Source organism: Mycobacterium sp., from assembly GCF_036488105.1.
Lineage (GTDB): Bacteria > Actinomycetota > Actinomycetes > Mycobacteriales > Mycobacteriaceae > Mycobacterium.
In genome coordinates, this window is the sequence record NZ_DASXHW010000214.1 from 1 (window position 1) to 21,432 (window position 21,432).

At 64.1% G+C, this 21,432-nt stretch carries 18 protein-coding genes; 8 read left to right on the forward strand and 10 right to left on the reverse strand.

Going from position 1 to position 21,432, the window contains the following annotated elements:
- Positions 1 to 620, reverse strand: a 620-nt coding sequence (locus tag VGH54_RS11500; RefSeq protein WP_331512114.1) for a helix-turn-helix domain-containing protein, incomplete at its 3' end; no start/stop codon positions are given.
- Positions 621 to 751: 131 nt separating this feature from the next.
- Between VGH54_RS11500 and VGH54_RS11505 the strand changes: the two genes are divergently transcribed.
- From VGH54_RS11505 to VGH54_RS11520, 4 genes are read left to right on the forward strand one after another with little or no spacing between them, the layout of a single operon-like run.
- Positions 752 to 1,336, forward strand: coding sequence for a DUF302 domain-containing protein (locus VGH54_RS11505; protein WP_331512115.1), 585 nt, complete (start codon positions 752 to 754; stop codon positions 1,334 to 1,336).
- The gene (locus tag VGH54_RS11510; RefSeq protein WP_331512116.1) at positions 1,329 to 2,225 is read left to right on the forward strand and encodes an alpha/beta hydrolase; all 897 of its coding nucleotides are present in this window, start codon (positions 1,329 to 1,331) and stop codon (positions 2,223 to 2,225) included. The genes VGH54_RS11505 and VGH54_RS11510 overlap by 8 nt, the downstream gene beginning before the upstream one ends.
- A gap of 10 nt (positions 2,226 to 2,235) precedes the next feature.
- Positions 2,236 to 3,042 carry a hypothetical protein gene (locus tag VGH54_RS11515; protein WP_331512117.1) on the forward strand — a complete coding sequence of 269 codons (807 nt, stop codon included), beginning with the start codon at positions 2,236 to 2,238 and terminating at the stop codon, positions 3,040 to 3,042.
- The gene (locus VGH54_RS11520) at positions 3,035 to 4,417 is read left to right on the forward strand and encodes a TIGR03086 family metal-binding protein (RefSeq protein ID WP_331512118.1); all 1,383 of its coding nucleotides are present in this window, start codon (positions 3,035 to 3,037) and stop codon (positions 4,415 to 4,417) included. Before VGH54_RS11515 ends, VGH54_RS11520 begins: the two co-directional genes overlap by 8 nt.
- A gap of 275 nt (positions 4,418 to 4,692) precedes the next feature.
- Here VGH54_RS11520 and ngg read toward each other — a convergent pair whose 3' ends face one another.
- The 6 genes from ngg to VGH54_RS11550 form a co-directional block, all read right to left on the reverse strand.
- The gene (ngg, locus tag VGH54_RS11525) at positions 4,693 to 6,504 is read right to left on the reverse strand and encodes an N-acetylglutaminylglutamine synthetase (RefSeq protein ID WP_331512119.1); all 1,812 of its coding nucleotides are present in this window, start codon (positions 6,502 to 6,504) and stop codon (positions 4,693 to 4,695) included.
- Positions 6,501 to 8,306 (reverse strand): N-acetylglutaminylglutamine amidotransferase, encoded by a 1,806-nt coding sequence (locus VGH54_RS11530; protein WP_331512121.1) that lies wholly within the window; start codon positions 8,304 to 8,306, stop codon positions 6,501 to 6,503. Before VGH54_RS11530 ends, ngg begins: the two co-directional genes overlap by 4 nt.
- Before the next feature lie 105 nt (positions 8,307 to 8,411).
- The gene (locus tag VGH54_RS11535) at positions 8,412 to 10,550 is read right to left on the reverse strand and encodes a hypothetical protein (RefSeq protein ID WP_331512122.1); all 2,139 of its coding nucleotides are present in this window, start codon (positions 10,548 to 10,550) and stop codon (positions 8,412 to 8,414) included.
- 332 nt (positions 10,551 to 10,882) lie between these two features.
- The gene (locus VGH54_RS11540; protein WP_331512134.1) at positions 10,883 to 11,218 is read right to left on the reverse strand and encodes an Imm63 family immunity protein; all 336 of its coding nucleotides are present in this window, start codon (positions 11,216 to 11,218) and stop codon (positions 10,883 to 10,885) included.
- A gap of 58 nt (positions 11,219 to 11,276) precedes the next feature.
- Complete coding sequence (locus VGH54_RS11545; protein ID WP_331512123.1) at positions 11,277 to 13,043, reverse strand: TNT domain-containing protein; 1,767 nt, start codon at positions 13,041 to 13,043, stop codon at positions 11,277 to 11,279.
- Positions 13,044 to 13,052: 9 nt separating this feature from the next.
- A complete protein-coding gene (locus VGH54_RS11550) occupies positions 13,053 to 13,355 on the reverse strand; it encodes an RNA 2'-phosphotransferase (protein ID WP_331512124.1) in 303 nt (100 codons plus the stop codon).
- Between the two features lie 299 nt (positions 13,356 to 13,654).
- Here VGH54_RS11550 and VGH54_RS11555 point away from each other — a divergent pair, with 299 nt between their 5' ends.
- The 3 genes from VGH54_RS11555 (at position 13,655) to VGH54_RS11565 (ending at position 17,065) form a co-directional block, all read left to right on the forward strand.
- A complete protein-coding gene (locus VGH54_RS11555) occupies positions 13,655 to 15,643 on the forward strand; it encodes a hypothetical protein (protein WP_331512126.1) in 1,989 nt (662 codons plus the stop codon).
- Positions 15,640 to 16,353 carry an N-acetylmuramoyl-L-alanine amidase gene (locus tag VGH54_RS11560; protein ID WP_331512128.1) on the forward strand — a complete coding sequence of 238 codons (714 nt, stop codon included), beginning with the start codon at positions 15,640 to 15,642 and terminating at the stop codon, positions 16,351 to 16,353. Before VGH54_RS11555 ends, VGH54_RS11560 begins: the two co-directional genes overlap by 4 nt.
- Positions 16,354 to 16,579: 226 nt before the next feature.
- Positions 16,580 to 17,065: a universal stress protein gene (locus VGH54_RS11565; protein WP_331512129.1), complete on the forward strand. Its 486-nt coding sequence runs from the start codon at positions 16,580 to 16,582 to the stop codon at positions 17,063 to 17,065.
- 89 nt (positions 17,066 to 17,154) lie between these two features.
- On the opposite strand, the gene VGH54_RS11570 is transcribed toward VGH54_RS11565, so the two are convergent.
- From VGH54_RS11570 to VGH54_RS11580, 3 genes are all read right to left on the reverse strand, one after another.
- On the reverse strand, positions 17,155 to 18,576 hold the full coding sequence (locus tag VGH54_RS11570) for a PE-PPE domain-containing protein (RefSeq protein ID WP_331512130.1): 1,422 nt from the start codon (positions 18,574 to 18,576) through the stop codon (positions 17,155 to 17,157).
- Positions 18,577 to 18,697: 121 nt separating this feature from the next.
- Positions 18,698 to 20,116 carry an SDR family NAD(P)-dependent oxidoreductase gene (locus VGH54_RS11575; RefSeq protein ID WP_331512131.1) on the reverse strand — a complete coding sequence of 473 codons (1,419 nt, stop codon included), beginning with the start codon at positions 20,114 to 20,116 and terminating at the stop codon, positions 18,698 to 18,700.
- A gap of 21 nt (positions 20,117 to 20,137) precedes the next feature.
- Entirely contained in the window at positions 20,138 to 20,527 is a 390-nt protein-coding gene (locus tag VGH54_RS11580; RefSeq protein WP_331512132.1) for a hypothetical protein, read from the reverse strand.
- A 222-nt stretch (positions 20,528 to 20,749) separates the two neighbouring features.
- Here VGH54_RS11580 and VGH54_RS11585 point away from each other — a divergent pair.
- Positions 20,750 to 21,432, forward strand: a 683-nt coding sequence (locus VGH54_RS11585; RefSeq protein ID WP_331512133.1) for a GTP cyclohydrolase, FolE2/MptA family, incomplete at its 3' end; no start/stop codon positions are given.

Sequence of the window (21,432 nt, forward strand, 5' to 3'; positions counted from 1 at the left end):
AGCGCGTCGACGGCGTCGGCTTCGCCATCAAAGGCGATGCGCTTCAGCGCTGCTTTGCGCTTGGCGTCGGTGGAGCCCAACCGGGCCGTCGCGAGATCGACAGCGCTCGCGGTGACCGTCACGTCCGGTTGGCGGTGCGCAGCGGCGAGCTGACCCTGATTCAGCGCGAATTCGAAACGGCGGTCGTCGATTTCGACGCGGTAGTCCCCAGTTACAGCCGCGGCTTTCGCCGCGTTGAACGGGACCACGAACCCAGCGAGAAACCCGGTCAACGGCGTCACCGGCCCACCGTCGATCAAGTCCACGCGATCCAAGCCGAGCCAGGCGATGCTCTGCAGGACGCATGGCACGCGCTGCCAGCCCACCTCACTGAGGCTGTAGACCGTGCGCGCGACCGGGGGCGGCAACTCGGCTCGGTCGACGAGCCCGGCGTCCTGTAGCTCCTTGAGGCGCTCGGCGAGCAGATTGGTTGCAATACCCGGCAACTCCGCACGCAGGTCGCTGTAGCGGCGCGCGCCTCCGAACAACTCCCGCAGGATCAGCAATGTCCACCGCTCACCGAGGATGTCGAGACCCTTGGCGACCGGGCAGTTCTGGTTGTAGCTCTTGCGGCCCGCCATAAAGCCATACTACCAGCGGACACTTCTTTATCAAACTTATACTTGAAAAAGTTATCTATGAAGTTTAGATTCGTGCCCACCACCACCCACGCCTAGGAGGGCAATCCGATGAGAAAAATGGGAGGGAATCCGTGACGGCGTCTGTTGCCGGCCCCGCCGGCACCCGCGTCGTTGCCCACCAGGTCAATCGCCTGGTGATCGGCTCCGATAGCGGCTTCGACGACCTGTGCCGGCGCTACGAGACACTTGTCCCCGATATCGGGTCAGATGACCTGAGGGCCCTGCTGGAAAAGGGCGACCTGGACGAAGTGGTGCGCTACACCGCCAAACACACGCCGCACACGTTTGCCCGGTTTTGGTCCTTGGATCCGACACCGATGATGCGGCTACTGGGGCACAAGACGCGAGTGATGACCTACATGATGGGCAATAACGTGATCGTGGAGACGATGTACCGCCACAATCCGGCGGTCATGCTCTATGCCCCGCTGCGCACCGCGATCTATGAGGATTCATCCGGCGCAACCCATTTCAGCATCGACCAACCCTCGACACGGTTCGCCAGCTTTGGAGATCCCCGCATCACCGAGGTGGGAAGCCTGCTCGACGCCAAGCTCGCCGAGCTGCTGTCGCTACTCAGGCTGCCGGTACCCGCCGAACTCGAGCAAACCCATCCAGATCGACGCCGCGACAACGAAGGCCAGCACCATGGATGAACCAACCGAACGACTCCTCGACTACGACGGTGGTCAATTGTATGTGCGCGACCATCCGGGCCGCACTCCGGCGATCGTGGCGATGCACGGATTTCCCGATGACTCCCGTATCTACGACCGGCTCATCGGTCCACTCGACCCGCAGCGGGTGGTGACATTCGACTGGATCGGCTACGGGAGATCAAGCCGGCGCGATACGCGACAATCGAGCGTCATCAGCCGTCATCAAGAGCTCTTGGCCGTCTGCGACGCCCTACAACTCGAGCAGTCGGTGCTGGTCGGACATGACGCATCGGGACCGGAAGCCACCGAGTTCGCCTTGGCCCACCCGCAACGCGTTGCCCGGCTGGTGTTGCTGAACACTTACTACGGGCGGCAACCGAACCTTCGGTTACCCGAAATGATCGCTCTGATGGCCGATCCCGCGTTGACACCGTTGACCGACGCTCTAGTTGACGACCCCAACCAGCGGTTGTGGCTGTTGGCCTACACCGGCCGTCGCTTCGGCCTGGATGGGAGCCTTCCCCCCGACGGCATCGGCGTCAGCTCCATCGTGCCGCAATTTTTCGGCGACAACAGCCAATCAGATGCGCTCGCCGAAATCCGGTCATGGACCGGCGGTCTTCCCGCGGCCCTAGACCGGCAGGACGCAGTGATCGCATCCGCCCGGCTGCAGACCGTCCAAGTGCCGGTGTCGGTGATATTCGGCCGCGATGATCCGAATCTGACCCCTGATGTGGCACAACACATCTGTGCTCTATTCACGAACTCTGAAATGCACCTGATCGATCGCGCATCCCACTGGCCACAGTGGGATCAACCCGACGAGGTGGCCGACCTCATCAAGCAATCCATTGCCACGCCTGTAACACCAACCCCCAATCGTTAAGGAGATCCAGATGAGCATCGAGCTTCTCGACAGTGTGCTGGACGCCCACGGCGGGCTGGCCAACTGGGGCCACGTCAGTGCGGTCACCGCCGAAATCGCAGTCGGAGGGCCGTTTTGGGCCCTGCGCGGCTGGCCGGACCTGGCGCCCACGTGGACGGTCTCGATGGACGCCCACCGCGAACACATCACGACGACACCTTTTCCTGGGCCTGATCATTGTTCAGTGTTCGACGTGGATCCAGAACGGCTGGCCATTCAAACCACCGACGGGAAGGTCGTTGAGGAGCGCACCGATCCGCGGTCGAGCTTTCCCACGTTTGACCTGCAGACCACCAAGTGGGATGCGATCCAGACCGCTTACTTCACCAGCGCCGCAAACTGGAACTACTTCGCCCAGCCGTTCAGCCTCACCTATCCCGGCGTGCAGGTCAGCGAAATCCAGCCGTGGCGGGAAGGCGACGAAACCTGGCGGCGCCTCGCAGTGCACTTTCCGCCGAACAACGCCAACCACAACTCCGATCAGGTCTTCTACTACGACCAGCACTTGATGCTGCGCCGAATGGACTACGCCGCCGATGCGACCGGCAATGCTCCCGTCGCGCACTACACCCACGACCACAAGACGTTCGACAAGTTCGTCTTCCCAACCCGTCGTCGCATCTTCCGGCGCGGTGACGACGGCCCCGCCGAGCAACGCCTCGCGATCATCACCGTGGATGTTTCCTTGGTCCGCGTCCAATACTTGCCTAGCGCTGACGCGTCAGCTTCTCGCGTAGCGAAAGTCCCGGCAAAACGCTTAGGCCACCGCGATGTTTGATCACCACGACATCTACGCTCTCGACGCGGCGGTGCTCCAGCGCCTACGCGGCGATGTCGCCAACCTCAGCGACGCCGAGTTGGGACTGCCGACCCGCTGTGACGGTTGGACTGTCGAAGATTTGATTCGCCACATGAATGCTCAGCACGAGGCGATCCTGAACCTGTTCTCGGATCCGCTCGCGCTAGCACGCGATGTTCGCACCGCCTTCGACACCACCGCGGGCCGCTGGATCGAAGCCTTCGCGCCCGACAACAATTCACCGGCAACGGTTTTCGTGCCAAAGTTGGCAATGGAGGTTCCCACCCAATCGGTGTTGAGCGTGCATTTCATGGACATGCTGGCGCATCGGTTGGATTTAGCTGACGCACGCGGCCAGTCGATCCACATACCCGAGGAGTGGATTTCGGTGGCACTCGGCGTGGCCCAAGCGATCTCGGCGGACTCCCCGCTGCGCGACCCGACGAGCCCGGCCTACTCATATGCCGCCCCGGTGCCGGTCCCCGCCGACGCCTCTGCGCTCGACGCGCTGGTGGCGACGCTGGGGCGCAACTCGGTGTCTGTCACGACAACGTCCTACCTGCTCGGTCACGCCGACGCCGAAGTCCAGCGGCTGCTGCTGCAGGCGCACCTCTACGAGCAGCCCACCGAACAGGCGCTGCGCGCCGCGGGCCTTGAGCCCGGGATGCGCGTGCTCGACATTGGGTGCGGACCTGGCGACGTATCGCTGATCGCGGCGCGCCTTGTCGGACCCACAGGCCGGGTGATCGGGATCGACGCCTCCCCCGACATCGTGGCGCTGGCACGTCAGCGCGCCGCCGAAAACAGCGTCATCACCGTCTCGTTCGAGCACAGCACCGTCGACGACATCACCCTCGATGAACCCGTCGACGCGGTCATCGGACGGCTCATCCTCATGCACCTGCCTGAACCAGTCGCGGCTTTGCGCCGGCTCGCCACCTTGGTGCGTCCCGGCGGCGTAATCGCATTCTGCGACTTCGACATGACGGCCGCGCGGAGCGTTCCGTGGCTACCAACCTGGCAGACCGCGGCCGATGCAATCGCAAGCGCGTTCCGCGGGGCCGGGCTGGACCCGCAGTTCGGTACCACGCTGCATCGGCTCTTCCGACACGCGGGCTTGCGCACACCGACGCTGACCATCAGCGCACCGGTCGGCACCGCGAAGGACACCGAACACGCGGCCTACGTTGCTAACTCATGGCGCCTTATGCAGCCCGTCGCCGAACGACTCGGCGTCGTTGACAGTCGGCTCGCCGACCTAGAGGCTCTGCAATCAAACCTCTGCAACGAAATCGCCACCGCAGATGGGATGGCCGTGCTGCCCGCATTGATTACTGCCTGGACTCGGCGATGAGCCGCGGATCGACCTGGATCGAGATCGTAGTCCCCACGCGCAGAAAAACTTTCGCGACCGCCTGGGCGTGTCTACGCCTACCCTAGCGCGCCGATCAGCCGGGCCACGGCCGGCGCTGACGTTTGTTCATTCGGAACGATTGTTGTCGCGCTGATTATCGCTGCGCGGGTTTACCAGTTGACCGTGGCCAGGGAACGTGACTTCGTCCGCGATGTCATGGCGCCCGAGCAGGCCCGCAACGTGATCAGTCCGATCGAACTGGACGCGGCACCGTTTCATCTGACGACCGAATCATCAGGCACACGCGGCGATTCGTCGGGAGTCCAGGCCAACGGCTGACCGGGCTGACCGGGAAATAGGTAGTCGATGAAAGCCGCTGCGGTGGGTTGTGGCTCGTGGTTGGCCAGGCCCGGTCGCTCGTTGGCTTCGATGAAGGCGTACTCTTCGCCAGTGACATCGGGGACGAGCAGGTCGATGCCGGTCACTGGGATGCCGATCGCCTCGGCGGCCGTCACCGCGACCCGGCACAGCTCAGGATTCACGTCGGGGGTGACATCGTGGATCGTGCCGCCCTGGTGCAGGTTTGCCGTGTGGCGAACGCGTAACCGATTGCCTTGGGGCAGAATATCATCCAGCTGCCATCCGCCCTCGACGACCGTCGCCTCGGTGACAGCGTCCAGCGGGATTTTGGACTCACCACCAGTGGCCGCCGAGCGCCGTCGGCTCTCCGCCGCAATCAGATCCCGTACAGTGTGCTCGCCGGTACCGATGACCTCGGGCGGCAGCCGCAACGCCGCGGCGACCACCCGACCGTCGATCACCACGAGCCGAAGGTCGTCACCGATAACCCGCTGCTCGATCAGCACCTCGGGGTATTCCTCGCGCGCCCGAGCCACTGCTGCGGTGAGGTCGCTGGGTCCGTGCTCGGCGGTAACACCGACCGTGATGCCCTTGCCTTGCTCTCCTCGAGTGGGTTTGACGACAACCTCACCTACCTCTTTCAAAAACGCGTAGTCGTCGTCGTCGAAGGTCGCCAGGCGAGCGCCCGGCACGGTAATACCCGCGTCCGAGACCAGTCGGCGAGTCAATCTTTTGTCGTCGCAACGGCACATCGCGACTGCGGAGGTGAACTCCGACAGCGATTCTCGGGTGATCACGCTGCGACCGCCGTGGCTGAGACGCATCTCGCCGGTTTCGGCGTCGAGGACCTCCACCCAGATGCCGCGACGCAAAGCCTCGTCGGCGATGATTCGGGCATACGGATTGAGGTCGTCGACGGTCTCCGGCGGCGGGCTGAACAACGCCTGGTTGATCGCATTCTTCCGTTTGATCACCAACACCGGGACGCGGCGGAATCCCAGCTTCTCGTACAGCCGGATCGCGGCCGCATTGTCATGGGTAACCGACAGATCCATATAGGCGCGACCCGCACGACGGAAGTGCGCGGCCAACTTTCGAGTTAACGCGATGCCTATTCCCGGGATCCCGGCAGCCGGATCGACCGCCAGTGTCCATAAACTCGAGCCGCGCTCGGGATCAGAGAACAGTAGCTCGTGGTCGACACCGGTCACCGTGCCTACGACGGCACCGTCATCGTCACGTACCGCGAGTAGGTAGGTGACAGCGGGCTCATGCAGATTGTTGTTCCAGGTCGTGTCGACTGGCGCCGGTACCATTCCGCAGCGAACGTACACACGGTTCATCGAGTCTGCGTCGGACGAGTCGTTGAGCGCGCGCACAGTGACACCCACTGGCAAGGCCACCGACTCGTCCTCGTCGGAGGTGTCGGCGAAGCGGAGCCGATAGGTATGGCTGGGGTCGATGAAAAGTTCGGAAGGCGCTCCGGCAACGACGACTTGGGACTCGCGGGCATAGATGCAGATGTCACGCCGCCCGGGCGCTTCCCGCCGAAGTGCCTCGGCCAGAGTGCCCGCATCGGCGAACGTCTGACCGAAGATGAGTCGGCCCCAACCTAATTCAAGCTCGACATCCTTTGCCATCGCGTCGACCATGTGCGGCGGTGACGCATCGTGCAAGCCGAGCGTGATGGCCTCGGGATGGTCCGCTGAAGGACCGATGGCGGTCATGCTGCCGGCCCGGTCACACCATGACGTTGTAACCAAAGCTCGAGCAGGGCGATCTGCCAGAGCTCGTTGCCGCGTAGCGGGGTCAGCCGACCATTGGGGTCGGCCAACAGGGCGTCGACCGCAGTGGCGTCGAACAGCCCTCGCTCTTTGGCGACCGGCGCGTAGAGAGCATCCCGGACCATGTCGAGGTACGGCCCTTCGAGGTGGGTCAGCGCGGGAACCGGGAAATAGCCTTTGGGACGGTCGATGACTTCGGCCGGAATAACCCGTCGCGCAGCTTCTTTGAGCACACCCTTGCCGCCGTGAGCGACCTTCAGCTCCGGGGGGCAGGTGGCCGCGAGCTCGACCAGTTCGTGGTCGAGGAACGGAACACGGCCCTCCAACCCCCAGGCCATCGTCATGTTGTCGACCCGCTTGACCGGGTCGTCGACCAACATCACCATCGTGTCCAGCCGCAATGCGCGATCGATCCCGGTTTCGGCTCCGGCGTGGGCGAAATGCTCGGTGACGAAACGCTGGCTGGGATCGCCAGGCGCGAGGTAACCCTCGGCGAGAAGCGCGGAAAGGCCGGCCTCGTCGCGGTCGAAGAAGGCAGCCCGGTATTCGGCAACCGAACCCTCGACAGTGGCGGCGGCCGGTGCACCCATCGGCGGATACCAGTGGTAGCCCGCGAACACCTCGTCGGCGCCCTGGCCCGATTGCACGACTTTCACGTGGCGCGCGACTTCCTGGCTGAGCAGATAGAAGGCAACACAGTCGTGGCTGACCATCGGTTCGCTCATCGCCCCGATCGCGCCGTCCAGAGCGGGCAGCATCCGCTCGGTGCCGATGCGGATCTGGTGATGATCGGTTTCGAAGCGTTTGGCCACGATGTCGGAGTACTGGAATTCATCGCCTTGCACTCCGCCGGCCGCCTCGAATCCGATGGAGAACGTCGACAACCCGTGCTGACCGGCCTCGGCGAGTAGGCCCACGATCAGGCTGGAATCCACACCGCCGGAAAGCAGGCACCCGACCGGAACGTCGGCGACCAGTCGGCGCTCGACGGCGGTACGCAGCGAAGACAGCACGGCGTCTTCCCAGTCGCGCTCCGACCAGTCGGAGCGGTCGTCGTGTCGGCTGAAGTCCGGTGACCAATAGGTGGTGGCTACCCGGCGGCCATCGGGCTCGATGGCGAGCAGCGATGCCGGCGGGATCTTGCGCACGCCGCGCAGGATGGTGGCGGGTGCGGGCACCACCGAGTGGAACGTCATGTAGTGGTGCAGCGCGACGTGATCGATGCGAGTGTCCACGCCACCGCCGGCCAGCAGCGCCGGAAGCGTCGACGCGAACCTGATCCGGTGGTTGTCTTCGGTCACGTAGAGCGGCTTGATGCCGAGCCGGTCGCGACCGAGCAAAACGCGGCCACTGTCGCGTTCGACGATGGCGAAAGCGAACATGCCCTTGAAGTGGCTGACGAAGTCGTCACCCCAGCGGTGATAGGCCTTGAGCAGAACCTCGCTGTCGCTGTGCGAGAAGAAGCGGTAGCCGTAGCCCTGAAGCTCGGTCCGCAGCTCCTTGTAGTTGTAGATGCAACCGTTCCAAACGATGGTCAGACCAAGGTCGGAATCGACCATCGGCTGAGAGCCGGCCTCGGTGAGGTCAATGATTTTGAGACGACGGTGGCCCAGAGCGACTCGACCTTGCGACCAAACGCCCGCCCCATCCGGTCCTCGCGGCGTCATCACGGCGGTCATCGCAGCCACGGCCGCTACATCAGGCGGTCGACCGTCGAGTCGCACCTCACCGGTGGCTCCACACACTTGAACAACCCTACAGAGGTCGATTCCGGCGCGCGCGCCGCTGACCCGCCATTGCCACGTTTATGAGTCTTGAACTGTCCGTTCGTTCCACGTCGGGGCTCCCTTTCAGTCCGTCTCGTTGCCTTGACCACGGCACCGCGGGATCCGGTGCAATCTGTCGGCGTCTTCGTTTTCCACCTGCAAATAACGCCGGCCGTCGGCGCCGGTCGCAACGCTGATCGCCGACCCTTCACCGCTGACACTGTCCGGCTCCATGAGCAGCTGCAGTTCGCCGGAGTCGACGTACAACATGGCGTCGTCGTTGGACAGCTTCCAGGGCCGGCCATCGGTGGGCCAGCGACCGCCAACGAGCCGAATGTCGGATTCGCGGTTGTCGTCTCCTTCGTCGTCGACGGACACGCAACCGATCCATAACTTCGCCGGTAGCGGGCGGAAGTACACCGCAAGACGCTGCCGGTTGAAATCCACCTCGATCGGTATTCCGATCGGCGGCAGCGACGTCCCCTCCGGCCGATCGTTCAGCGACTGTTTGACTTGCCGCGATCCCAACCCGACGCCGAACCAGTCGATGGTCAGCACGGTGCTGAGGTACTGAACGATCGCCAGGGTCAGCAGACCGCCCGCGCCGGCCGCCCCGACTCCGGCCGCCCCTGCGACCCACGTCGCCGGCAGTGCAAGCAGTCCGGCGGTAGCCGCGGCGCCGGCCGCGGCGGCTACCTTGCCGGCCACCGTCAGGCTGAAGTCCGGGTTCACCTCGGCCTCAGGCGGATTCTGGGTCGGTCGCACGCCCACGGTCTTGGGAAGGTCATCGAGCCGCTCGCGGACTCTTTTGACTTCCGTCTCGTAGTCCTCGGTGCTCAACTGCCCGGCCCGCTTCTTGACGCCGGCGGCGCTCAGCGCCTGCTCGAGACTCTCGATGGTTTCCAGGTCGGCTCGCCGGGTCTCTGACCCACCCGGATCGCGCGGTATGTCGTCGAGACCCATCTCGTAGGTCACCTTGAAGCTGGCATTGAAGTCATACAGCGTGGTTTCGGCGCTGACGGTGCCGTCGACGACCAGCCGGCCATCGTGCGTTCGTGGCACGACGTCCGCGTCGAGGGCTTCCAGGCAGCGGTCCTGCCCGCCGATGGTGACGGTCTTCGGACCCGCCAGCAGGCACGGCGCATCAGCGTCGAAATCGCTCTCGTCGAGATCGAAGGTGTTCATGACGGTGTCGCGGACCTGCCGAAGAATGCTCCAACCGGTGACAGCCAATCCGGTTCTTTCATAAGGGTTTTCAGCCAGGATCGATGCTGGCAGCTCCTCGCCGGACGGCAGTTCACGCAGCGTTTGCAGTTGAACCACCATCGATTCGTGGGTGACTCCGTCGACGTCGAAGCGTTGAACGACGGCATCGAGCGCCTTGACGGTGCTGTTGTCGCGCGATTCGGGCTCGACGTCCATCGCGGACGGCAGCAGGTCCATCACGCCGTCGACGCCCATCTCGGCGAGTTTGGGACGGATAGCGTCGGAAATCTGGGCGGCCAGCGAATCGAGCACCCTGATTCGGGCTTCGTCGTCGGAGATGCCGAGGTGCTGCAGCTTCTCCAGATTGACCAGCAACTCCCCCGCGATGCAGTGCGTAATCCAGTACGCCTCGGCGTAGTCGAGTTCCCAGCTCACGCGCGGGTCTTGGCCCATGAACGCGATGCCGCCGTCGGGGCGGCGATCGATGTTCGCACCGAACAAGCGCTGGCCGCGGTCGTCGCTCAGCGAATTGGCAAGCAGCACAGGGGCATCCTGCGTGTTGAAGTCCAGCGCTATCGTCTGCTTGCCCGGTTCGGCCTGTCGCGGTTCGAGCTGGTCGTGAATCGTCAACCGCCCGAACAGCGGGATCTCGTTGTAGGCGATCTCGCACGACTCGTCCGCGCGCGGACCGTCCGGGATCGTGATCGTCGCGGGTGGCAATGACACTAGCGGGATGCAGGTCACCGAGTCGATGGTGATCTTCGAATCGAAGATCACCAGGTCGATCGCGAAATGCCTTAGCGGATCCTGGAATTCACCTTCCGCTTGCTCCTGCCACAGCCGCTGCTGTGCATCCAAGACGAACCACACCCGGTCCAGCGTGAGATCCAGGGTGGCCGTCGCGGAGTAGCCGGGGCCGTCGACCGACTCGGTGTACTTGTCACCGCCGAACATCTCGACGGTCTGATCCTGGACGCGTTCGCGGTGGATCTCGATGATCGTGTCGGGGCGATGCATGCCGATCCTGTACCCACAACCCGCGTTCTTGGAACAGACCGGTGAACCCCTCGGGCCCTAATGGACCGAGGCCCGCTCGGTAGCTTGGTCGCAATGGCTAAGCGCTCGGCCAACCAGCGGGAGTATCGATGGAACCTCTGGTCGCCATAGTCACCGCGGTCATCGCCGGCAGGGCCGCGAAAGCGGTGGACGATCAGCCCGACGGCTAGGCCGGCCGCGGACAAAGAATACTTGTTATTACCCGATCTCAGGCAAGCGCGAATCATTCATCCGGTCGGATACATGTCGAGAATTCCTGCGTGCGTCGCCACCTAGTTGTTGGCGATGCACCATCACAAAGCTTCACCGATATCGGGAAGCAAGGAAATATCCTCGGGCCGTCCGTACTTACGGAACATTGCCGCAGTCTCTCGGACATTTCTCTTCGCCCAATCTACATTCAAGCGACTTAGCACCTGGTATTCATATTTGAAACGCTCGGCCCGTTCACCCACCTGTTTTGCCGCTTGGCTCGCGACCACACTTTGGCAATACCAGTAGAGGAGGTCGTCGAGGTTCCCAGACCGGTCGAAGCCGAGCTTTCCTCGCTCATAAAAGGCAAAGTGGTATGAGCCGTCTTCGGCGATATAAATATTTAGACCGTCGTTTGTTCGCAAGCCGACACGCATAGGATGAGCGCCGAGAATGTCCGACAACCTGTCTATTTCAGTTTGGAGTTCCGCGGATTTATCGCCCGAGGCGGGGTCCGTAGTCATCTAATATCCCTAACCTGACTAACTCGTAAACAGTTGGTTTCACGCCATCTGGAGCCTCAATCATATATTGAAGAGTTCCCGGGGATGGCGTCTGGCCATAAAAAGGTTCTACTGGCCCTTCTACAATTCGCCAACCCGGAGGCAGCGCCTCTCCCGTTACCATATATCGGTTGTAATCTCCTCCAACCGACTCTGGTGGTAGTGCGCGATCCCCGAAAGATGTGCCATCGGGCGCAAGATAGCGGCCGAACTCGGAACCGAACCGGTCGATGATCGAGCCAGCAGGCAAATGGGCCGGCTGGGGTGAGTACCCCGCCGGAAACCCCTCATTTCCAGGCCAAACGCGCGTTTCGGGGGTGCCAAAATGGGACGCAAAGTCGTCCCATGACATTCCGCCCAGTGGGTCCCAGCCGTGCACCACGGCCAAGGGTGCGCCGCCCTCCGTCACAACTTCTGCGGGAAGCCCTGCTTCGACAGCCGCTCCCTCGCCGCCGAACATCAACGTGGGCGCCGTGAAAGCGGCATCGGCGCCTTTCTCGCCTAAGTAGTAGGCCGCACTCGGTGAATCGATTGCGTTTTGTACTTCCCCCAGGGCCGCGCCCATCGGGTTCTGGGCACTTTCGAGGGTGCCTTTGAGCACCTGCTCCCACGACTGGAGGACGCCCGGGGCGCCGGGTCCTCCTTGCCCGATGAGATTCTTGAGGCCTTGCTCGGTGGAGAACCAGCGGTCCGCGAACCCGTCGCCGAATCCAGGTGATGGCGGCCGCGGCGGCGCGGCCGGGAGGTACTTGGGCATCCCGTTGTCCATCCACTGCTGAGTGCGGGCCACGGCGTCATTCAGTCGTGACTCGATCTGGTCCGGCGGCACACCCTCGCTGATCATGGATTGGCGCGCCAAGGCCTTGAAGGTCTCGACGTCGGCGGGATTGAGCCGAGGCGGCGGGGCGCCAGGAGCACCGGGTTTCCCAAGCCGGCTGAGCAGATCAGGCAGGCTGCCCGGTGGCGGCTTGCCGCCGGCGTCAGCTGGCTCGCCCCGCCCAAGCATCATGTCTTCCAGCGACGGTGGCTTGCCGCCCCCGGCACCGGCCGGAACGGGCGGGCCTTTCGGCGGGCCACCGCCAGGCTCCGCCGAGGCGGGACCAGCCGGTAACAGCATGTCCTGCCACGACTTTGGCTGCCCCGCTGCCGGGGGCTTGGGCGCGCCCGGAGTGGCGCCCGGTTGATGCCCGGCGGCATCGAGCGGGATGTCGCCAACGCTGCCGCGCACGGCGGTGGCGAGTTCCTGGTCGGCGCTGTGGGCGTGCAGTTTGCAGGTGTCGAGCTGTTCCTGCAGAAGCTGTTGCTCTGCCGCTAACGTCAGCCGATCGATCCCAATCATGGTGTTGCCCGGATCGATTCGCCAGTCCGAGGTGATCGTCCAGCCGTAACCCTCTGCGGCGCGCTCGATTCCATCAAGTTCGGACTTGACCGATCGCACATCCGCTTCGGCGCGCGATACCGCGGCGGCTACCTGCCTGGACTCTTGGCCGTCAGCGTCGACGTCGCGCCGCGTCCTACCCAGGTCCGCGCGAAACGCGTCTCCGGCGTCTCCTTGCCAGTCGCTGAGAGTGTTGTGGACCTGCTGCAGGCTGTCGCCCAGTCGCTGCAATGTCGTCGCGCGATTGGTGGCGGTCTGGAACACGCCGTGGATCGCATCGGTGTCCCAGTGCTTGACGTCGGCCGGAGTCAGCGCCGCCACGCCTTACCCTCACTCCCCTAACGACTGGACCGCCTGGGCCGACTCGTCTTCGTTGCTGACGTAGCGGGTCATTGCGTCGGCCACGTGCGACCCCAATCCACCCACCTGCAGTTTGTGGTGGTTGTGCCGCGCTTCCCACCGCGCCGCCAGCTCGCCCAGCGCCTGCTTCGAGGATCCGATCCAGCCGGACGCGGCATCGGCCAGTCCATCCTCGTGGTTGGCGAAGCTCAGGGCGGCCTCGCCGACCGAATCGAGCATGTCGTTGCTGCCGTTATGCAGCGCGACGGGATCGACGTTCAGCTCGTCGGCCATGGCGATTCCTTCCGCTCAGCGGTCCTGCGGGCTGAAGCATAGCCCGCACCAGGCGAGTGCGCCCTTCACCTTTCTTGCCGTCAACGACCAGCCGCCGGGCCCGCGTGAGCACCGCCTTGATCAGCGTCGCAGTAGAGTTGGCGCACCCGGCCAGACGGCGAGGAGGGAGCCACCCCAGGCCGGAATGCGCGCGTATCGCAGCCGCCAGCGCGGCGGCGTCGACCAGTACCCCGAAAGCACCGTATTTCGCATCGGCATGACGAATAATTCGTGGACTCCATCCCAGCGAAGGGAGCGGCGTGGCCACGGCGATGCACGACAAGACGGTGTTCACCGCGATGCCGCGTCGGACGCGGCGCATAGCAATGGCGACGACGGCGCTGGCCGGCGCATTGTCGGTGGCGATGACCGTCCCGCACGCCGGCGCCGATAGTTCGTACCAGCCCGCGCTCGACCAGCTTCTCGAGGCTATGCAGCAGGCTGCGAACTACGACGCGGCACTGCCATTTGCGACACCGGATAGCGACGCCATGCTGGCGACCAGTCTGCAGAACACGAACTACGAATTGCTATCTGCCGGGTTGTCCAGAGTCACTGAGCTTTTCAACGGGGTCTTCTTCCAGTCACCCGAAGCAGTGGCCGGCGATGCGGCCGATTCCCGTCAATACTTCCAATTCTTCACCCCCGACATCTACTACCACGCGACCGCCGGTCTGGCGCCCGGTGCGACCTACGAGCTCACTGGCACCCTCGGCAAAGGAACCGAAGCTCTCGCCATCGCGACCGAAGCAATCACCGGTTCAACGGCCGTGAGCAAGGAGAGTCTGGAGCTCGATCACGGCCTGATCGTCAATCCAGATGGCACATTCACCGTCGACATCGGCCCCACACAGCCAAGCGGCGCAGTCAATTTCATCAACGACACGGATGCCACCAGCAACGGGGATGCGTCGCTACTAATTCGGGACGTGTTGGGCGACTGGGCCCAGGGCCCAGGCAGCATCAGCATTCACTGCGTGTCTGACTGCCCCGCGTTCTTCACCATACCGACCACCGGACTCTTTCCCGGCGCCGACGGGTCGGCCGCCGAAATCGGCTCGCTGGCAGGGACCTCCGCTACTCAAGTCATGTCGGTCGACTCGCTGTTGACCACGTTGTTCACCGCCTTCAGTAACATCGTCGGACCTTTCAACCAAGAAAACATGGGCCTGGCCGAGGTTGCCGGTATCGAGCTCCCGCCCAACACGATGAGCGCGCTGGCCCCCGAAACCAGCGTGTTTGCAACCGGTCTGCCCAGTGCGGACGTCTCCGGCGGTAACTTCGACCTGAGTCCCGACCAAGCGCTGATCGTGCAAGTGCCAGACGTGCCATCGGGCTACAGCGGGATCGAGCTGATGAACGTCTTCGGCGCGGCACTGCCCTACACCCTGGCGCAGACCACCTTGAACAACACCACCGCCTTCGCCGATCCCGATGGATACACGTACTACGTGGTCAGCGCGACCAACCCGGGTGTAGCGAATTGGCTTGACAGCAATGGCGTTAGCAGCGGCGAGATCTTCGCCCGGTTCGAGAACCTCCCCGATGGCACGGACCCGACGGGCTTACCGGTGACGACCGAGGTGGTGCCGGTGGCCGATGTGGCCAGCTATCTGCCCGCGGACACACCCACCGTCAGCCCCGCCGAATATGCCGCCGACATGTCGCAGCGCGTCTTTTCGTACGACTACGCCCTGGACCTGTCCCGCGAGAACGCCCAACCTGATTGGGTGGTACAGGAATTGATACTTCACGGGTTGCAGGGGGTGATGGGCGCCGACAACTTCGCCGCGGTGTTCGGCAGCGACCCGTCAACTCCCCTCGAGCTGAGGTTCACCCCGGCCTTGTCGCCTGACTGGGCCACCGTCGACCACGACTTGCTCACCAATCCAGTCGGCAGCCTGGAGGCGATCTTCAACACTCTGCCCCTGGCGGCCAGCGACACCAACTTGCCCACTGAATTGGCGCTGGGCCAGACCGTGCTATCGCTGCTGCTTCCTCAGCAGCTCGGATCCCTATTCAACGACACGGTTCTCGACCCGAACACCGGGATCATCGGCGGCTTCCTCAACGCCCGCGACGACCTGGCGACCGCGGTCTTGACCGCCAACAATGACTTCCCGACCGACCTTGGCAGTGCGGCAACAACGGAGTGGGCGAACATGCCCGAGTTGGTCCAGTCGACCGGGAGCACGCTGCTGGCTGAGCTTGGCACGCTACTCAACCCCGCAGATCTCTTCGCAGCATGAGAAACCCGGATTCCATCAGTCGCCGTCAGCTGCTTCGGCTGGCGGGCGGCGTCGGTGCGGCGTCGATGATCAGCGCCTGCGCGAGTGACATCCGGACGACCCGTACCCGCCTGACCGCTTCCACTGCGGCACAGTTGATATGCCGAGATGCCTGGGGTGCGCGACCGCCCCGACCCGGCGGCAAGCGGCACACCATCACCCGCATGACCCTGCACCACGAGGCCGTGGTGCTCGGCGACAACCGAAATGCCCCTGAGCGCTTACGCAAAGACCAGCAATACCACCAAGACCAGCACGGGTGGATCGACATCGCATACCACGTCGGCGTCGACCGCAATGGCAACCTCTATGAATTGCGGAGCACCGAGATTGCCGGTGACACCGCGACGGACTACGACACCACGGGTCATTTCCTCGTTCTCTGCGAGGGAGACTTCGATCAAGAGGCCGTGTCGGAGGCGCAGCTTCACGGCGCCGCGCTCGCATTCGCGTGGGCCGCCCAGAACTTCGGTATCGCGAGCAGTACCCTGGCGGGCCACCGCGACTTCGCCCAGACCTCATGCCCGGGCATGAACCTCTACGCCCACCTGTCCTCAGGTGACCTCAAACACCGCATCGACGGTCTGCTTGCCTCGGGTGGGGTTAATCTTCAACGCTTTTGCGGGCCCGACGCGACCGCAAGAGTGGCGGCCATCGAGGCCGGCCATTAGTACAGCGGGAGAAGGTCGACCCACCAATCGGCACTCATTGCTGCCGCTGCATCGGATTCGGTGAGAAAAGCCTGAAAAAAAGTCTGAGTTAAGCCTTTGCGCGGGTCAGTAAGGGTTTCCCGACAGTTCAATCAGACCGCCACCCGGCGGGATGAGCCCAATGGGCTTCGAAGAAGATGTCGGGCCGATAATGTCTTGTTGTCGTTAACCGACTGATGGAGGCGATATGAGCTATCGGACGATCGTCGTCGGCACGGACGGCTCGGAGTCGTCGTTACTGGCGGTCGACCGCGCAGGCGCGATCGCGGCGCAAGAATCGGCGAAGCTGATCATCGCGAGCGCGCATCTCGACACGTCGGAAAAGGGCGGCTGGTCACGGCCGCCCTCCCCCGATCGTCTGACTGACGGCAGGGCCGCCGACAGCCTAGGGGGCGAGGGTTACCGGATGCATGGGAGTGCCCCCGTTTACGCGATCCTTCAGGACGCCCGCGAACGCGCGCATGCCGCCGGCGCGCGTGACATCGAAGAGCAGGCGATCGTCGGCGCACCAGTCAACGCGTTGCTGCACCTGGCCGAGGAGGTCAAAGCGGACCTGCTCGTCGTGGGCAACTTGGGGGTGGGCACGGTCGCCGGCCGTCTTTTGGGCTCCGTGCCCGACACCGTTGCCCGCAAGGCCAAGGTAGACATCCTCATCGTCCACACAGTCAGTTAGCCCGAAGCGGCAACGCTTTCCAAGCAGGAAGCCACGAAAGATGTTGGCGGCCTGAATATCCGGCGTCAGCGCATGTCGGCACCCTCAGGTCAAAGCACTGCTCCTATTAGCGCGAGAGGCAATATTCCCAGGTCGGCAGCGAGCGGGATGCCAATCGCGTCGACGGGGTTGCCAGCCGCGAGTTCGGTGGTGAAGACGTTGTAGTCGATCTCGGGAAGGGTGATGAACAACGCGGTGGCCACATCCAACGGCGGGAAGCCGGTGTGGGGCGGGAAGGTATCGAACAGGTCCTGGAAGGTCGTGGGCACGATTGAGAGAACCGACAATTGGGTACCGGGGAGGATATTTTCCAGTGTCGTCCCGAGTTCGTCGGCCCAGGATGGCAACGAGTACACGTAGTTACTCGGATTTATTAAATCCTTGATGGCGTCAGTGATCCCTTGCTGCAAGCCGTTGGCCAACGCTTGCGGAACCTGCTCAAGGACACTGGAACTCGGCAAGAACCCCAACGTTGTGGGCACGTCGGCATAGCCCTGACTCCAACCACCCAAGTAGTTGTCGTCGACGTTTCCGTAGCCCAGGTTCACCAGCACCGACAAGTCCGGGTTGAGCAAATCGGCCAGCGGGTTGCCGATGAAGGGAATCAGTTGCAACGGCTCCAGCAGGGGCAAGGTGGTGACGGGAATCTCGTAGTAGTTGGTCAAGGCGTCTGCCGACGACGTCGGCAGTTGGATGGCGTCCGAGACCTGCTCGGCCGTGAGGCCCGGATAGGTGACGTGCTCGAACACGATGCCCAGCACGGCGTTGAGATCGGACAGCGGGTTGATCGGGTATTGCGGGAAGTCGGCGAAACCGTCGTATTCGTGCGTGTAAACGTCGGTCGGGTAGAGATTAGACGCTTCGGGTCCGCTGAACGTCAGGCCCAGGCTCGGGATGCTCGGCTGCGTGCCGTCCGGCAGGTCGAAGCGTTCCAGTATGCCTCCGTTGGGGGCACTTTCATCACCCATCAGCACGAAATGCACGTCATCCCTGGGCACACCCTGGCTCGCAAGCTCCGGCTGCACTAGCGACGAGATCACCGCGCTCTGCGACCAACCGGAGACAACGACGGGGTTCGCGGCGTTAACATCGCCGGTCGCGATTTGCGTTCGGATCGCGGTGTCCAGGATGAGTTGGCCCTGGGCCTCGGACTGGTCGAACGTCTCGGTAAAGGGACCGAGGAATGGATAGAGCGCCTCGGGTGTGGTCAAGACGTGCGTGGTGCCGGTGAAGTCCCGCGGCGCCAGGTACTCCGCGTCGATGGCATTCGCATAGGTCTGACCGGGCGTCTCGAGGCCACTGCCGCCCATGATGAAGGCCGTGCCATCCCCGAGCGGGGAATCCGCAGTGTCACCGCTGGTGAGCCGTACCGCGCGCGTCTGCACGCCGGGTGACGGCGGGACCAGCGATGGGACCGCGATCAAGCCGGCGCCCACGAGGGCGACACCGAAGGTGCCGTGCAGACCAAGCATCGGGGGCCTCTCCCTTGGGGTGCCCAGCTGCTGGTGCACCGAGCAACAGTGAGCAGAATTACAGCACGACAGCCAACCACTGCGAAGCGCGATCGCCGAAAAGCTCAGCCGCGCGTCGTAGCTACCAGTTGCTCGGCGCGTAATCCTTGAGGAAGCAGCCGTAGAGATCTTCGCCGGACTCCCCGCGGACGATCGGGTCATAGACACGAGCGGCACCGTCGACGAGGTCGAGCGGGGCATGGAACCCCTCGTCGGCAAGCCGCAGCTTGGTCGGGTGTGGACGCTCGTCGGTGATCCAGCCCGTGTCGACGGCGGTCATCAGAATGCCATCCTGCTGCAGCATCTCGGCGGCGCTGGTGCGGGTGAGCATGTTCAGCGCGGCCTTCGCCATGTTGGTGTGCGGATGCCCCGGCCCCTTGTATGCGCGGCTGAACTGCCCCTCCATTGCCGACACATTCACGACGTATTTGCGGCGAGACGGTGAAGCGGCCATCGCCGGGCGAAGGCGACTCACCAGAATGAACGGCGCAGTCTGGTTGCACAGCTGAACCTCGAGCAGTTCCATCGCGTCGACCTCGTGCACGCGTTGGGTCCAACTGTTGACGGGCGCGGTATCGGGCAGCAGGCCGCCCGCGTCTATGGCGGTGCCCGCGGCGATCCGGTCCGGGGATGCACTTCGGGCGGCGAGCGCCAGTTCAGTTACGGCGTGCGGCGTTTGGTGCTCTGCGAGGCTGCCGGCAAGTGCCGCGGGATGGGCGTCGCTGACGCGGTCGAACGTGATCACGTCGACGAGTTCCGGCGCCGGGGTGCGCTCCGCCTCGACGAGCGCAGCGTAGGAGCCGGGGGCTCGGCGCACCGTCTGGGCGGCGTTGTTGATCAGAATGTCCAGCGGGCCCTGTGCGGCCACGGAGTCCGCAAGCGCGACGACCTGTGCGGGGTCGCGCAGGTCGATCCCGACGATGCGTAGCCGGTGCAGCCAGTCGGCGCTGTCGGGCATCGCGGCGAAGCGGCGCACGGCGTCGCTCGGAAAGCGGGTGGTGATCGTCGTGTGGGCGCCATCGCGGAGCAGTCGCAGCGCGACATACATGCCGATCTTGGCGCGGCCACCGGTGAGCAGGGCGCTCCGACCGGTGAGGTCGGTGCGGGTGTCACGCTTGGCGCGGTTGAGCGCGGCGCACTCCGGGCAGAGCTGGTGATAAAAGGCGTCGACCACTGTGTAGCGGTTCTTGCACATGTAGCAGGCGCGCGACCGGAGCAAGGTGCCTGCGCTGGCGCCCACCGCAGTCGACACCAATGGCAGGCCCGCAGTTTCGTCGTCGATGCGACCGGGCGCACCGGTGGCGGTGGCCGCGGTGACCGCGTGATCTGCGGCTGCCACCGCGTCGCGCTTGGCGTGGCGGCGGGCTTTCTTGACCGCCTTGAAGATGCCCGCGGTGGCCCGACGCACGGCCACGGCATCGGGATGCTCGGGCGGCAAGGACTCGATTTCGGCCAGCACCATTAGGCACGTGTTGAGCTTGTCCGGGTCGATCGCGTTCACCGTCGAAGAGTACGGGCTTATTCACGAGGTAGCGACGCGGTGCCTGCGGGTTAAACCTAGGATCCCGGCCGCCACAAAGGGCACCGGGGAGAGCGTGGCGATCACTGCGCTTCTGGAACCGACTAGCGGCTTGCTGCGAAGCCCGGTAATGAAGTCGGCCCCATCACTAGTCAGTCCAACCGTTGCCCACCGCTGCAATTCGCCTTCTTCGCCGCGCGCCCAGGCCGCGCAGGCGCCCGCGCCGAGCACCACATCACGGATCCCGATGGTCCGCATCAGGAGTGTTTCGGTGCCGGATCCGGGCGAAAAGATGCGGCTCGGCGCCAGGATCATCGTCGCTCCCACGGCGACGCGGCCCGCCGCGACCATTGCCAAAATCGCGGTCGATGCCCGGGCCTTTTCGCGCATCACGGCTCGACCCTACTCACCGTGTGCGGGTCGGAGTCGCGGATGCGTGGGATGTGGCGCCCGGCGCGACGCGGAGCGTAGGTGTGGCTTTGACAACGAGCGCGCCGCTCCGTCCCACGAGTGAACCGATCCCCTGGCAAGCTCGTGACATGTTCAGTCGATAGTGCCGATCGGCCAGCTGTCTGCGGACTGTTGACGTTTACGAGCCGGAGAGGGTGGAAGAGCATGGCCCACAGAGACATTGATGTGCTGCCGGACCTGCACTCGGAAGCTCCGAGCATCTCTATTCCGGTGCATTCGGTTGGACACGTGGGGGTCAAGCGGATCGTCGCGATCGACGAACATGACAGTGCGGCGATGGTCGTCATGGACATCTCAGTCGGTTTATCCGCCCACCAACGTGGCGCGCACATGTCCAGGCTGATCGAATGCATCGATCGGCCAGGTCCACAGCCGACCGTCCTCGACTACGCACAGGGCATCCTCGAGCGGCTGCGCGGCGCGGTGCCCGCCGCCGCGTCCTGGTCGGTGGACGCGCGGGCCACGATGGTGTTGTCGCACGACGGCGGATTCAAGCCGGTCGAGGAGATCTGCCGGATCGAAGCGGCAGAGCAGACCGAGGTGACCTGGGGCGCCGCATTCAAGGTTTGCCTGGCCTGTCCCCAAGCCCAGAGCGCGATCGCCTTCGACCGTGACGACATGGACAACGTCGGCGAGCATCCGTCGCACAACCAGGTTTGCGACCTGGAAATCACCGTGACCGGGGACTTGACCACCGTGGCCGGTCGTTCCGTGGCCGACCTGCTCGCTGTTGGAGAGTGCGCGGCCAGCGGACCGGTGCGCGAACTGCATAAGCGACGTAGCGAAGCCGACACGGTCACCGCCATCCACCACCACGCGGTGTTCGC

Bases quoted from the DNA above. Each gene is read 5' to 3' on its own strand.
- VGH54_RS11510 (WP_331512116.1), top strand. From the start codon at position 1,329: ATGGATGAACCAACCGAACGACTCCTCGACTACGACGGTGGTCAATTG.
- VGH54_RS11515 (WP_331512117.1), top strand. From the start codon at position 2,236: ATGAGCATCGAGCTTCTCGACAGTGTGCTGGACGCCCACGGCGGGCTG.
- VGH54_RS11520 (WP_331512118.1), top strand. From the start codon at position 3,035: ATGTTTGATCACCACGACATCTACGCTCTCGACGCGGCGGTGCTCCAG.
- ngg (WP_331512119.1), bottom strand. From the start codon at position 6,504: ATGACCGCCATCGGTCCTTCAGCGGACCATCCCGAGGCCATCACGCTC.
- VGH54_RS11535 (WP_331512122.1), bottom strand. From the start codon at position 10,550: ATGCATCGCCCCGACACGATCATCGAGATCCACCGCGAACGCGTCCAG.
- VGH54_RS11540 (WP_331512134.1), bottom strand. From the start codon at position 11,218: ATGCGTGTCGGCTTGCGAACAAACGACGGTCTAAATATTTATATCGCC.
- VGH54_RS11550 (WP_331512124.1), bottom strand. From the start codon at position 13,355: ATGGCCGACGAGCTGAACGTCGATCCCGTCGCGCTGCATAACGGCAGC.
- VGH54_RS11560 (WP_331512128.1), top strand. From the start codon at position 15,640: ATGAGAAACCCGGATTCCATCAGTCGCCGTCAGCTGCTTCGGCTGGCG.
- VGH54_RS11565 (WP_331512129.1), top strand. From the start codon at position 16,580: ATGAGCTATCGGACGATCGTCGTCGGCACGGACGGCTCGGAGTCGTCG.
- VGH54_RS11570 (WP_331512130.1), bottom strand. From the start codon at position 18,576: ATGCTTGGTCTGCACGGCACCTTCGGTGTCGCCCTCGTGGGCGCCGGC.